Here is a 12,956-nt window from a genome sequence, read left to right on the forward strand (position 1 = left end):
ACGCATCTAGAATGACGCATAGTGCATAACGCACATTGCGCTATATGAGAAGATAGCCCTGAAGAACGGCCGTGTCAAGCCTGCCCGGTATCGACAAGAAATCCGGCAGCTATTACTCCGAGCGCTACTATGACGCTACTACCGCGAGATTCCGCTGGGTTCGAACGTCGACGAGGAGCACATCAACGCGACGCATGAAAACGGAGTACTCACTCTGGAGTTACCCAAGAAGGCCCTGCCCGAAGCCACCAGCGAGGAGATCGCGATCAAGTAGGCTCCAATCACGCCAGATTCGGGCCCCGGACAGACGTCCAGGGCCCTTTTTCATTTGTGCGAGACAACGTTGGACTATCATGTATTGGAGAGGGCAGTCTGTGCCCCGATGATGGAGGAATACATGCCTGACAACATGAACGTCAAACGTACCAAGATCGTCGCCACACTTGGACCAGCCACGAATTCCGAGGAGATGATCCAAGCGCTCGCCGAGCGTGGTGTGGATGTCTTTCGGATCAATTTCTCGCACGGTACGGACGAAGAACGACTTGCCACGATTGCTGCCGTGAAGAAGGTCCGCAGCCAACTCGACCTGCCGCTGGCCATCCTCCAGGACCTGCAGGCACCAAAGATCCGTCTGGGAGTGTTCAGCCAGGGACCATGCGAGATCGCGACCGGAGACGCCTTTCGTCTTACAACCCGCATGGCGGATGGAAACGCCGAGCAAGCCAGCGTGGACTACCCTCCTCTGATCACTGAGGTGCGCCCCGGGGAACTTGTCTTCATCGACGACGGCCTGATTTGTCTCAAGGTACGTGAAATCCAGGGTGATACCATTGTGACGGATGTCCTCAAGGGAGGAGTACTCTCGGACCACAAGGGGGTCAACTTCCCTCAGTCTGACCTCCATGTCCCGTCAATCACGGAAAAGGACAGGCATGATCTTGTCACCGGTCTGCGAGCGGGCGTCGACTATGTGGCTCTCTCGTTCGTGCGCACGTCAGACGATGTCCGCGAGCTCCGCACGCTTATGGAGAGCCACGGAGCGCATGTCCCCATCATCGCTCTGATGCCGGACCTCGTTCCACCGGAAGAGCGCTCGCCGGCCAACGGCGTCATCAATTTCATGGGAGGATTTGGGTCCCTGCTGCTGGCATTTGGCATCGCCAGCACGGCCGAACTCGCAGGCGGCTCAATGTCGGTCACGTTCCCGTATGCAAGTATTTTCTTCGTGCTTGCGGCGGTCTGCATGCTCTTCATGCACCCTGAAGACAAGCCGGCGGTCTCGTCCGGCCAGACCCTTTCTGCCAATGAGCCTGCCGTTTGACAAGGCCTCGGCAGCCCCGATCCGCCGCCAGGCAGGCTCAGACACAGCCTGCCTCCTACTCCACGGCCTGACCGGAGCACCTGCTCGCGACCTGTGGTTCCTCGCGGATTATTTGTTTGCACGTGGCATTTCCGTCGTTGCCCCGCTTCTCACGGGCCATGGCAAGACGTGGAAGGAACTGGAGCTTGCGACGTCGGAGTCCTGGCAAAATGACGCCCTCGCGGGACTCGATGAAGCACGCACGATGGGCAAGACGGTATTCGTCGCTGGATTGTCGATGGGTGGAACCCTCACCTTGTACCTGGGAGAACACCATCCCGAAATCGCAGGGCTTATCACCATCAACGCGCCCGTCTACGTAGACGACCCCAAGATGAGGATGATCCCGATACTGCGACACTTCCGGAAGAATCAGCCCAAGGGACCTCCGGATGTCGCCGATCAGGACGCTATGCTGCCAGATCTTGGATTCAACTCCCTGGAAGCTATCTATCAGTTCGAACGTCTCATGCGGGGCGTGCGTGAAGACCTCGGCATGGTCACCCAGCCGCTCCTTTCCTTCCGCTCGATGCAGGACCACGTCGTCCCGCCGCGCAACGCGGAGTACATTCTGGACCACGTCAACAGCCGCATCAAGAGCGTCATCACACTGGAGCGTTCCTACCACTGCGCCACGATCGACTATGACCGCGAGAGAATTGCGGTCGGCATCGAACAATTCATCACGCTGGTACGAAAACAGCAGGTCTGAGCTTCGTTCTTCTCACTCCGACTGGCATGTCAAAACCTCCGACCGTGAGGCCGGAGGTTTTGACAGAGCAGAATATGAGTGCTACTTGCGCCGTATGCGGAACCTGATACCTTCCCGCTGCAGAGTCCAGCCGCCCAAATCGGACCCGCGGCGTGCCGTATTGAGCTTCATGGTCAGGATACGGTCGGTCGAGAAGATGCGAGCCGCGACCGTGGCCAGAACGAAAAACAGCGCAAACTGGTAGACAATGCCTGCGATGACCATAGTCAAGTTGTGGGCGAAGATGAACTGGGCCGCCAGGAATGGGTGCGAAAACGGGATTGCATAGATAAGCCATTTCAGGACGGGCGATGTCGTGTTGATGTCGATGAACATGGTAATGAGGTAGGGCAGCATAACCACCATCATGAGCGGCATAATGATGATCTGAACACTCTTGAGGTCTTCGGCGAACGCCCCCAGAATGAGGGCGATGGAGAGAGCCACCATGATGCCGGCGAACACGCTCAGACCGAGGAGAACGTAGCCGCGCAGATTGAGGACCAAGCCCAGCTTCTGGATTGCCTGAGCAGTGGTTCCGGAGGTCCCACTGCTGCTTCCGATGAGACTGCCCATGTAGCTTTTCATGCCGACCATGTACGCTGCGGCTGACACCAGCGCAACGATGCCCGAGGCCATCATCTTGGCCGTGACCAGGGCACCACGCGCGACGGGCGTGGAAAGAAGCGTCTCGAGCGTCTTGTTCTCCTTCTCGCCCGCGATAGAGGCGGCAATCATCTGGGCAGCCATGATGATCACCATGAAGAGGACGATCGGAATGATCATGGTTTGCTGCATGACGACGCCAACAATCTCCTGGGGGTTCGCTTCTGCCGATGTCGCCCCGACCGTAAGAAACGACTGTGCGCTGATGGCATGCCTGACGATAGCCGGGTCCAGTCCAGGAGCCGCAGTCTTGATGTACATGTCACCGATGTACTCGTTCATGGCGCTCAGTGCGGCGTCGAACCTGAACGTTCCCTGTATTCCCATCATCGAGAAATTGCGCATGATCGTGTACGTGCGTACCTTCTGAGGGTGCTGCGCCTGGATGCCGGCCTCGAGTCCCTGAGGGATGACCAGGACGGCGGTCCCCTTCTCTGCCGCGACCTTGCGGACGATATCGTCGACGACACCCTCGGTGACCGTCGTAACCTTGAACTTCACCTTTGTGAGGATGTCGACAAGCATCTGTGACGTCTGGCTGCGGTCGAGGTCCACAACCGTCACGGGCTGGGGGGCGGCCTGCTTCTTCACCTCCTGATTGATAGTCCTGCCCAGGAAGCTGTAGATCACCATGATCAGCAGGATAGGGACCAGCGTGTGCCACGTGAGCATCTCTTTCAGTTCCTTCTTCAGAACGACGAAGAATCTCCTCACTGCTTCACCACCTGGACAAAGACCTCTTCAAGGTTTGCTTTGCCATATTTGTCCTTGAGCCCCCGGGGTGTTCCCACATCGTGGATGGTGCCCTTGTCGATGATGGCCACACGATCCGACAGGTACTCTACCTCCAGCATGTTGTGACTGGAAAGCAGCACCGCCATGCCTTCAGCCGTCGTCCTGCGAATCAACTGACGAATGTCGATGGCAGCAACCACGTCGAGACCGCCTGTCGGCTCGTCGATGATGGCCAGTTTCGGGCACGTCATGACGGCTCGTGACAGAAGCAGCTTGCGCGTCATGCCCTTGCTGTACGTGCCTATCCTGTCACGCAACCGCTCGCCCAGTCCGGTGATGTCCGAGGCTCTCTGGACATACTCGCGCTGTACCGCAGAATCGGAAGCGAACAATTCTGCCATGAAGCTCAGGTACCCAAGACCCGTCAGGTTCTTGTAGGCGCCGGCCTCCTCGGGCAAGTAGCTGATGATCTCGCGTATCCGGGCTGCATCCTTCTGGACATCCATCCCGTAGACGTGAGCCGTGCCCGACGTCGGTTGCAAGATGGTCGCCACGATACGCAAGGCCGTGGTCTTGCCGGCGCCGTTGGGTCCGATGAGCGCGAAGATCTCCCCGGGCGCCACTTCGAAGCTAATGCCGTGCAGGGCCTCGAATTTCCCGTAACTCTTCTTCAGGTTCTCTACGACGAGTGCCTGTTCCATGCCGAAAACCTCCTTGCATGTCCTCACAACGATGCACGCCTTTCCTCACGAAGTCCAGCGTCTCACTAATGGAATTGTACCACAATATAGTAATATGGCCCCGAGTATGAACACCAGACGTGAAACGTCAGACCAGGGAACCCTCCCAGACCCAAACCGCCAAGCCACTGAGGGCAACCGGCGCGAGTGCGGTCATGCCAGAACATCCTCCAGGAACTCGATACACGGCGCGGCTCCATCACTCATGAGGATGCTCATCGCATCAATGTGAATACCCCGTGTGGGCCGCGTCAGACCGGGTACGCCTGCCGCAAGGGCTGCCATTGTCGACCGTCTCAAATGCTCCTGCTTGCGATGGTCAATCGCCTCAAGAGGACTTCCATACCCTATCCCGCTCCTCGTCTTGACTTCAACCACATGGACGTGACCGTTCTTCTCGGCGACGACATCCAGCTCTCCATAACTGGTACGAAGGTTTCTAGCCACGACGCGGAAGCCGTGGTCAGTCAACCATCGAACCGCAAGTTCCTCACCTGCGTTTCCCAGCGCCCGGTTGTGCTGCCCGCCCAAGCGGCAACTCCTCAGTTTCTACAAGTTGTTTGACAACAAACGTCCGCCGGTGTTCGCCAGAGGGCCCCCTCGTCCGAAGGGCCTGGATGTGCTCACGCGTGCCATAGCCGACGTTGCCCTCGAATCCATATCCGTGAACATGTCGAGCCATGACGCGCATGGCAGCATCTCGTGACACCTTGGCAGCGATGCTGGCACCCGCAACTGATAGCAGGGTCGCATCCGCATCGATGATCGCCATAGAGATCAGATGCTCCTCACGCTCAAGGAAAGGTGGAAGCAGCGGACCGTCGACGACAACGCCAATCCGCGAACCGATGCCCCAGTGCTGTCTGACTGCCGGCAAGAGAAGGAGGAGAGCCTTCTCCATGGCCCGGTAGGTTGCCCCAAGAATTCCATCGACATCGATCTCGGCTGCTGTGGAACTTCCTGTCGCAAACAGCGCGTGCGCAGGCAGGAGCTCGAACGCTTGCTCCCGCTGGTGCTGACTCAGCAGCTTCGAATCGTTGATGAACATAGTGCCCCGCGGATCCGTGATGGCACAGGCCCCCGCATAGACTGGCCCCGCTAGCGCCCCCCTGCCCGCCTCATCGATCCCGATGATGACATCCAGTTCATACCGGGACTTGATTCCTTGCTCAAAGAGCGCTAGAGCTTCATGTCGCATATCGTTCTCCCCGTCCGCCGATGGAAAAACCCTCCCCGTCGAAACGAGGAGGGCTGATGGTCGCTGCTGCTATTGCGCCAAGCCTGTCTGGGCTCGAAGCACGACAAAGTGCTTGAGGGGCCAATAGGCAAACATCGCGCGCCCGATGATCGAATTAGTCGAAACGGTGCCAAAGGAACGCGAGTCGAGACTCACCGCCCGGTTGTCCCCCATCAGGAACAGCTGCCCCTGGGGAACTGGAGTTGGCGAGAAATCCGGCGTGACGCACCCGTGCAAATAGGGTTCATCGGCTACCCTACCATCCACGTAGATCTTGCCGTCCTTTGCCTCCACGGTTTCGCCAGGAAGGCCAATGACACGCTTAATATATGGATCACCAGTGGTAATGCCGGGTGGCCAGAAAATGATGACGTCACCTCGCCGCGGCTGGTGAAAATGGTACGAAAGCTTATCTACCATAACGAGATCATTCGGAAAAACGGTCGTCTCCATCGATGACATCTGGATCCGGTATGGCTGCACCACCCAGTGGCGCAGTGCATACGACGCGCCGAACGCGATCGCAATGATGATAACCCAGTCAAGTATTTCGCGAATGGCCTTATTCAAGGACTACTTCGCTTCTCTCTTCTCCTTGACATTGCGAGCCGTGCCGACTCTGTCTCTGAGATAGTACAGCTTCGCACGACGAACATCGCCATGGCGCACGACCTCAAGTCTGGCAATCATGGGAGAGTAGAGCGGGAATACCTTCTCTACACCAACGCCAGAGGAGATCTTACGAACAGTAAACGTCTCGCGGCTGCCGCCACCCTTCTTGGCAATAACGAGACCCTCAAATACCTGGATTCTCTTCTTGCCACCTTCCACAATGTTGATGTGAACCTTGACAGTATCCCCGACCAGAAGGACGGGCATGTCAGGCTTCACATATCTGCTCTCTACAAGGTCAATAGCATTCATTTCAGAACTCCTTTCACCGGGCTGACATTCACGAACAGATAGTTTAGCAGAACGCCCACGTTTATCAAGGCGAGAAGAAGCACATAGGTCCAGCACACTTGCCGACGTGTCGTCACACGGCACGTTGACAAGGCGACAGACGCTGCCTGCAAGAAGTCTACACGTTTGCCGGACGACCGCAAGCCCGCGAATACGAGCAACCGCAAGGCCAAGAAACAGTTCTTGGCGAATGCCCTGCTATCGTATATACTTCTCGTGTATCGAAAGCCGCCCGGCACAGGTGGCAAAGAGAGCATCGAGGAGGCGCTCGTGGACACAATTCGCAACAGGAGAAGCATTCGGAAGTACACCGCCCAGCTGGTGCCTCAGGAGCTTGTGACCAGACTGCTCGAGGCAGCCATGTCGGCTCCGTCGGCCGGCAACGAACAGCCATGGGAGTTCATCGTCATCACGGACCGCGAAGTGCTGCAAGCCATCACGAGAGTACACCCGTACTCCCAGATGCTGAAAGAGGCACCACTCGCCGTCGTTGTATGCGGAAATCTGGAGCGAGAGAAGTACCCCGGGTTCTGGGTTGAGGACTGCTCGGCCGCAACAGAGAATATTCTTCTCGAGGCAGAAGAGATAGGTCTGGGAGGGGTGTGGCTCGGCGTCTATCCACACGACGAGAGGGTCAAGGGGCTCGCCGAACTGCTTAGACTGCCCTCCTCCGTTGTTCCGTTGTCGATCGTCGCACTCGGCTATCCCGCAGAAAAGAAGCCACCCGCCGAGCGTTTTGATCCCTCACGGGTCCACACCAATCGGTGGTAGACCCTTCTCCTGACGGCAAGCCTTCTCCCTACAGTCTGCCACGACCCCATGCGGGATGAAACGCATGGCGAGCCAGACGAGGCCGCGCACGATCACCAGATCGTCGAGCTGCCCCAATACCGGTATGAAATCGGGGATGAGGTCTACTGGAGAAGCCAGATAGACGAGAGCTGCCCCAAGAAGCCATTTTGACACTCGTGGGGTCCGTGGGTCCTTCAGCACAAGAGACCACACACGCACTTCGCGCCTGATGCGTGCGACAGCTATTCTCAGGCTCATGTCAGGAACGTCCCAGCAGGCGGTCCAGAATGATTGCGGCTGCGCTGCGTACCGACAGGTGGTTGAAGTCCGTTGGGCCCCATATCGGGTCAAGAACGTAATCCATCTGTGCCATGATCTCGTCGGCCAGGCCAAAACCAGTCCCGAACACCAGCAAGTATGGAGGATCTCCTGAACGAATCTTCTCCCCCATTGCCACATAGTCGATGGAGTTGGCGAACGTCCGCGCACTCGTCGCTATCAGGACTGGCTTTTCACCTTCCACGTGCTGAATCTCGGCAACGGCTTCTTCGAAATGCGACACGACCCGCAGCAGCGACAAAGACTCCGCGCGATTTGGGTTGTACTCATGCCCGAATCCTTCATTCCAGAAATGAGCGATGCGCAGGGCAATCTGTTGTTCCTGGGGAAGGGGCTCGACCTCGTACATGGCCGTGGCTCCGTATGTCTTGCCGGCTCGCGAGATGTCATGGATATCGTGGATGACGATGGACGTCGTGACAATCTCGTGGTGCTTGTTGTAGACCGGATGGTGCACAACTGCCAGATATAACCTGAAGTCAGTCAAGGATCCCCCTCAGGTCTGCCAGTACTTTGCTGAGATACTTGCGGTCCTGGTCAGTCAGGTCGAAATCGCGCAGCAGATCGGGCCTTCGAATGAGGGTTCTTCTGAGCGCTTCCTCGCGACGCCACCTGGCAATATTCGCGTGATGGCCTGAAACAAGAACCTCAGGCACGACCCCGCCATCCAGTTCTCGTGGACGTGTATATTGGGGATACTCGAGGAGCCCGGAGGAGAAGCTCTCTTCGCCCGTGGATGAGGCATTCCCGGTTGCCCCTGGAAGCAGACGGGTAATGGCATCGATGATCTCGATGCTGGCCACTTCGCCACCCGACAGGACGATGTCTCCGATCGAAATGGCCATGTCGAGCCGTTCCATGACACGCTCGTCGATGCCTTCGTAGCGCCCTGCCACGAACAGCAAACGTTCCTCGTGCGCCAGGTCCTCGGCCATCCTCTGGGTAAACCGGTCGCCCTGAGGGGCAATCCCGATCTTGACCCAGGAACCTGCTGGATTGTCAATTGTCTCCAGTGCCTCGATGAGCGGCCGGGGAAGGAACATCATCCCTGCGCCTCCACCGAATGGGATGTCATCCGTCGTATGGTGGCGGTCATGGGTGTAGTCACGAAGGTTGACGGCCTCAAAGTCCAGAATGCCCTTGTCGATTGCCATCTTCATGACGCCGACCTGAGTGAACGGTTCGTACAACTGGGGAAATATGGAAATCGCTTTGATTTTCATAGCAGCAACAGTATAGCAGACGCGCTGGCTTGCCAAGCATGACGCGTTGCACTTTCCGATCTCAGAGACAGCACGCCGCCCGACTCCCTGCCAGGTCAATGCGGCCAGATAGCGGCCACAAACCGACTCAGTAGTTGTTCAGTACTCCGTTCGTCTTCACATTCCTGAAGAACGCATTGAAGACGAAATACCCGATCACGAAACATGCAAGGTTGATGAGTAGCAGCCACAATAGGACATACAATACCTGAGAGTTGCCATCAAGCAGTTTCTGAGATGCATTAATCCCAGCTGTGAAGGGGATGACATTGAGTACTCGTTGTACCGTCATGGGCATCTTGTCAAAAGGAATTATGGTTCCCGAGAAGAACAATAAGCCGTATGAAATGATAGATTCAAATGATGCGGTCTTCGCGAATTTCATCGTCAAACCAGATAAGGCGAGACCTACGCCTGTGAAACCAATTACAGAAACGAGCAGTATCCAGACCAGATTGATATTGAATACCAGGCTGATAGGCAGAGTGATCCTGATGATAGCGAACAGTAACGCACCCTTAAGTGCGGTAATCAAGAGCACAACGTAAGTTTTGACAGTCAGAATCAGCCAAAATGGGTAAGGCTTGATTATGAGCTGTTCTATGGTGCCTACTTGCTTTTCAAAGGATATGCTCATTGACAATTCCGAGATGATGCTAGACGCAATAATCCAATACATATAGGCCACACAATAGGCAGTTGAATTCCGTACATTATAGACAAAGCCATAAAAAAACGTGGCGAACAAGATGTACTTTACGACCATATCTACGATCTGATCAGGGTAATATGTCTTTACCTCTAACAGATATTTATCTAATTCCGCTCTGAAAAGTTTGAGCATCCTTACTCCTATCTCGCTGAACGAAAACTTCCATAATATCTTCTAAACGGCTGCTATCTTTCGAAAAAGCTACAATTTCATAGTCTCTCTCGAGCATGTGTGCAAGTACAAGATTGATATCGCGGCGTGAAATATCGTTAAGAGTGATATCTGTCGTTGTTTCCCTTTCTTCTATGGTATAGTTGTCGAATGCAATGTCTCTTCTGTCGACAGTTCCGTTCACCGCCAATGTGTACTTGTTCTCACTGTACATTTGCTTGAAATCGGAAGTCTTTCCGATATATGCAATACCTCCGTTTTCCAATACCAGGACCCTATCAGTTATCGCATCAATGACGTCTAACTGATGAGATGTGATGACGATTGTGGTCTTCTTCTCTTCTGCCAGATGTTTCAAATCGTTCATCACAGCCTTCTTGGTCATAATATCCAGGCCCAAGGTTGGCTCATCAAGAAATAGTACTTCTGGATCATCAAGCATCGCTATGATAATCGACAGTTTTTGCAGCATTCCTCTTGAATAGTTACCCGCAATTTGATTTCTTGCATCATAAAGATCAAATGTTTTAAGCAACTTATCGGCCTTCTCCGCTATTTTAATGTCATCCAATTGCTTTAGTCTTCCAAAATATTCTATATTCTGAAAGCCAGTTAAGTACCAATAGACATTTCTATTTCCTTCAAGGACAGCCGAGACGTCTTTATAGTACTTGCGCAAAGGAATCTTTGACAAGTCATCGCCAACAAATTCAATCTTTCCACTAGAAGCCTCTAATGCTCGCAGCAACAACTTTATTAAGGTCGTTTTGCCTGCTCCATTAACGCCGAGTATGCCAAGAATCTCCCCCCTATGCACATCAAAGGATAGACCCTTCAACACTAAATCGGCTTTCTTCCTATAGGACTTCCCCAATTTGCTAACTCTATACATAATAATCTATCTCCAGTCACCATATTCCAATAAACTACGACTCATTATCCTCTAACTCTTCGTAGGGACAATAGGAAAACGCCCCGGTGGATCCAACCGGGGCGTTTCGAGACAGAACAGCGTGGACTACTTCAATTGCTTTAGAGCCTCAGTGCCTTTCGCCGGCTTGGTGGAGACCGGTTTCAGATAGGTGTCCATCCACCGACGGATGCTGTTCAGGCGATCGATGCGCCGGTCCGTGCGTCCGATGCGCGACAACCCGTGTGGTTCCTCCGGGAAGATCACGAATTCACTGGGAACACGATTCACCTTGAGTGCCGTGAACACCTGCTGACCCTGCTCCAGCGGACACCGGAAGTCCATTTCGCTGTGAAGGACCATCGTGGGCGTGGTCGCCGAGCCCAGGTACTTCACCGGCGACCTGTCCCAGAGCACGTCGATGCTCTCCTGTGGAGATTTTCCACCGTGAGGCAGTTGGAAGACCCAGTTGAGGTCACTAGTGCCCCACATGCTGATGAGATTGCTGACGCTGCGCTGCGTCGCCGCAGCTGCGAAGCGGTGCGTATGGCCGATGATCCAGTTGGTCATGTAGCCGCCATAGCTGCCACCCGTAACACCCATGCGCCTGCGGTCGATATACGGCTTCTTCGCTACAAGGTCAGTCCAGTCCATGAGGTCATCATAGTCGACCGTGCCCCACCGGCCCCAGATAGCCTTTTCGTGCTCCTCGCCATATCCGGTTCCGCCCCGCGGATTGCTGAAGAAGACGACATAGCCACCAGCCGCGAGGAAGTAGAACTCATGCATGAACAGATTGCCATACTGGTCCTGCGGACCACCGTGGATTTCGAGAATCGATGGATACTTCTGCTTGGGGTCGAACCCCGGAGGCGTCATGATCCATCCCTGCAGGTCGTGTCCATCGCGTGCTTTGAACCACACCTCTTCAACCTTGCCAAGATCGAGCCGGGTGAGGAGCGCCTGGTTCAGATGTGTCAGCTGCCGGACGTTGCCCATCTCCATGTCGCGCACCCAGACCTGCCCGGGGTCAGTCATGGTGCCCAGGAAATAGGCCATCATCGTCTGCCGGTCGTCCACAGTGAATGTGCCGACGCAGCCAGCAGGGTCGATGACGGTGTAAAGTGTCCCCTCGTCAACCGCGATCGCCATCAACTTCTCGCTTCCGCGTTCCGAGATCTGAAAATACAAAACCTTCCCATCAGCGGACCACACGGGAGGCATCTGGAACCCTGCCCCTACGTCGTCCAAGGTCGAGCATGTGAGTGAGATGTCATACGGTCGGGTCACGCTGTGTGCGATTCCCTTCCCGTCGGCGGGAACGACCCACAGTTCGACGTTCTGCCACCATTCGTTGGGATCTCTTGCCCCAACGTAGCAAATCCGGCTCCTGTCAGGAGAGAACACCGGTGTGCCCTTGGGGCCTCGAGGGGTCTTGACCAGCTTCATCTCTCCTCCTGCGGCCGGCATGACGTAGAGGTCGATCAGGTCGGGCTCGAGGTCGGGGTTTTCCCTACGATTGCTGCAGAAAACGATCGACCTGCCGTCCGGAGACCAGGATGCGCCGTATTCGTCGTACACACTGCCCGAGGTGAGCTGCTTCATCCGGCCTTTGGCAATATCGACGACCCACAGGTGAGTCCGTTCATGGCCGAGCCAGCCCTGGCCGTCTCCGCGGTAGAACAGGCGCGTGTAGTGACGCGATACGACGCCCAGCTTCTTCTTCTTCTCGTCCGCCTCGCGATCTATGACTTCCTGATCCTTCTGTGTGAACTCCAACAGGAGGCTCCTGCCATCAGGCGACCATGTCAGGTTGGCGATGTCGCCCTTGAGATCCGTAAGGCGACGCGCCTCCCCGCCGTCAGCATTGATGACATAAACCTGCGCGCTCTCCCCTTCCTTGCGCGACGACAGGAATGCAAGGCTCCGTCCGTCGGGCGACCACCTTGGCGATGCATCTGTCTGGTCTCCCTGCGTGAACTGGCGTTCGCCAGAACCGTCTGTGGGTGCCATCCACAGATTCGCGTACTTCTTCTGTGTCTTCTTGTCCAGCCGCTGAACGCCATAGACGACTTGCCTGCCATCCGGCGAGAGGCGGGCATCCGTGAGAAGCTGAAGCGCATAGAGATCCTGCGCCGTGATGGAACGCAGTGATTGCTTTGGTTGTGTCATGATTTCCTCCATCGTTTCCGTGTCAGTGGCGGGGGTGCATGCGCACCCGTTCCAGCCCCGTGGTTCCATGTCCATTGTAGGCAAAACGAAGTTCAGGTATAGCGGAAACCGAAAAAAGCCCCGGCACGCAGCACCGGGGCCTC

Annotated in this window: 16 protein-coding genes; 4 read left to right on the top strand and 12 right to left on the bottom strand. The window is 55.6% G+C overall.

Annotation, left to right across the window (positions count from 1 at the left end):
* The first annotated feature begins 148 nt into the window (after positions 1-148).
* The 3 genes from SMC1_RS11195 (at position 149) to SMC1_RS02285 (ending at position 2,075) form a co-directional block, all read left to right on the top strand.
* A complete protein-coding gene (locus SMC1_RS11195; protein WP_119085239.1) occupies positions 149-274 on the top strand; it encodes an Hsp20 family protein in 126 nt (41 codons plus the stop codon).
* Positions 275-397: 123 nt separating this feature from the next.
* Complete coding sequence (locus SMC1_RS02280; protein WP_165849145.1) at positions 398-1,324, top strand: pyruvate kinase; 927 nt, start codon at positions 398-400, stop codon at positions 1,322-1,324.
* Positions 1,308-2,075: an alpha/beta hydrolase gene (locus tag SMC1_RS02285; RefSeq protein WP_165849146.1), complete on the top strand. Its 768-nt coding sequence runs from the start codon at positions 1,308-1,310 to the stop codon at positions 2,073-2,075. Before SMC1_RS02280 ends, SMC1_RS02285 begins: the two co-directional genes overlap by 17 nt.
* Positions 2,076-2,156: 81 nt before the next feature.
* On the opposite strand, the gene SMC1_RS02290 is transcribed toward SMC1_RS02285, so the two are convergent.
* From SMC1_RS02290 to rplS, 6 genes are all read right to left on the bottom strand, one after another.
* Positions 2,157-3,494: an ABC transporter permease gene (locus SMC1_RS02290; RefSeq protein WP_119085194.1), complete on the bottom strand. Its 1,338-nt coding sequence runs from the start codon at positions 3,492-3,494 to the stop codon at positions 2,157-2,159.
* Positions 3,491-4,216, bottom strand: a complete 726-nt coding sequence (locus SMC1_RS02295; protein WP_119085195.1) for an ABC transporter ATP-binding protein — start codon at positions 4,214-4,216, stop codon at positions 3,491-3,493. Before SMC1_RS02295 ends, SMC1_RS02290 begins: the two co-directional genes overlap by 4 nt.
* Before the next feature lie 192 nt (positions 4,217-4,408).
* The gene (locus SMC1_RS02300) at positions 4,409-4,786 is read right to left on the bottom strand and encodes a YraN family protein (RefSeq protein WP_165849147.1); all 378 of its coding nucleotides are present in this window, start codon (positions 4,784-4,786) and stop codon (positions 4,409-4,411) included.
* A complete protein-coding gene (locus tag SMC1_RS02305) occupies positions 4,746-5,453 on the bottom strand; it encodes a ribonuclease HII (protein ID WP_119085197.1) in 708 nt (235 codons plus the stop codon). Before SMC1_RS02305 ends, SMC1_RS02300 begins: the two co-directional genes overlap by 41 nt.
* 69 nt (positions 5,454-5,522) lie before the next feature.
* Positions 5,523-6,062: a signal peptidase I gene (gene lepB, locus SMC1_RS02310; RefSeq protein WP_119085198.1), complete on the bottom strand. Its 540-nt coding sequence runs from the start codon at positions 6,060-6,062 to the stop codon at positions 5,523-5,525.
* Between the two features lie 3 nt (positions 6,063-6,065).
* Entirely contained in the window at positions 6,066-6,416 is a 351-nt protein-coding gene (gene rplS / locus SMC1_RS02315; RefSeq protein WP_119085199.1) for a 50S ribosomal protein L19, read from the bottom strand.
* A gap of 309 nt (positions 6,417-6,725) precedes the next feature.
* Between rplS and SMC1_RS02320 the strand changes: the two genes are divergently transcribed.
* Positions 6,726-7,226 (top strand): nitroreductase family protein, encoded by a 501-nt coding sequence (locus tag SMC1_RS02320; protein ID WP_119085240.1) that lies wholly within the window; start codon positions 6,726-6,728, stop codon positions 7,224-7,226.
* Here SMC1_RS02320 and SMC1_RS02325 read toward each other — a convergent pair.
* From SMC1_RS02325 to SMC1_RS02350, 6 genes are all read right to left on the bottom strand, one after another.
* Positions 7,200-7,505 carry a YkvA family protein gene (locus SMC1_RS02325; protein ID WP_119085200.1) on the bottom strand — a complete coding sequence of 102 codons (306 nt, stop codon included), beginning with the start codon at positions 7,503-7,505 and terminating at the stop codon, positions 7,200-7,202. The genes SMC1_RS02320 and SMC1_RS02325 overlap by 27 nt on opposite strands.
* Position 7,506: 1 nt before the next feature.
* The gene (locus SMC1_RS02330) at positions 7,507-8,073 is read right to left on the bottom strand and encodes an RNA methyltransferase (protein ID WP_119085201.1); all 567 of its coding nucleotides are present in this window, start codon (positions 8,071-8,073) and stop codon (positions 7,507-7,509) included.
* Entirely contained in the window at positions 8,066-8,809 is a 744-nt protein-coding gene (gene trmD / locus SMC1_RS02335; RefSeq protein ID WP_119085202.1) for a tRNA (guanosine(37)-N1)-methyltransferase TrmD, read from the bottom strand. Before trmD ends, SMC1_RS02330 begins: the two co-directional genes overlap by 8 nt.
* A 127-nt stretch (positions 8,810-8,936) precedes the next feature.
* Positions 8,937-9,692: an ABC transporter permease gene (locus SMC1_RS02340; protein WP_119085203.1), complete on the bottom strand. Its 756-nt coding sequence runs from the start codon at positions 9,690-9,692 to the stop codon at positions 8,937-8,939.
* Entirely contained in the window at positions 9,661-10,623 is a 963-nt protein-coding gene (locus tag SMC1_RS02345) for an ABC transporter ATP-binding protein (RefSeq protein WP_119085204.1), read from the bottom strand. The genes SMC1_RS02340 and SMC1_RS02345 overlap by 32 nt, the downstream gene beginning before the upstream one ends.
* A 126-nt stretch (positions 10,624-10,749) precedes the next feature.
* Positions 10,750-12,813: a S9 family peptidase gene (locus tag SMC1_RS02350; RefSeq protein ID WP_165849148.1), complete on the bottom strand. Its 2,064-nt coding sequence runs from the start codon at positions 12,811-12,813 to the stop codon at positions 10,750-10,752.
* Positions 12,814-12,956: the final 143 nt, after the last annotated feature.

It is taken from the genome of Candidatus Cryosericum septentrionale (assembly GCF_003570995.1).
GTDB classification, from domain to species: Bacteria; Caldisericota; Caldisericia; order Cryosericales; family Cryosericaceae; genus Cryosericum; species Cryosericum septentrionale.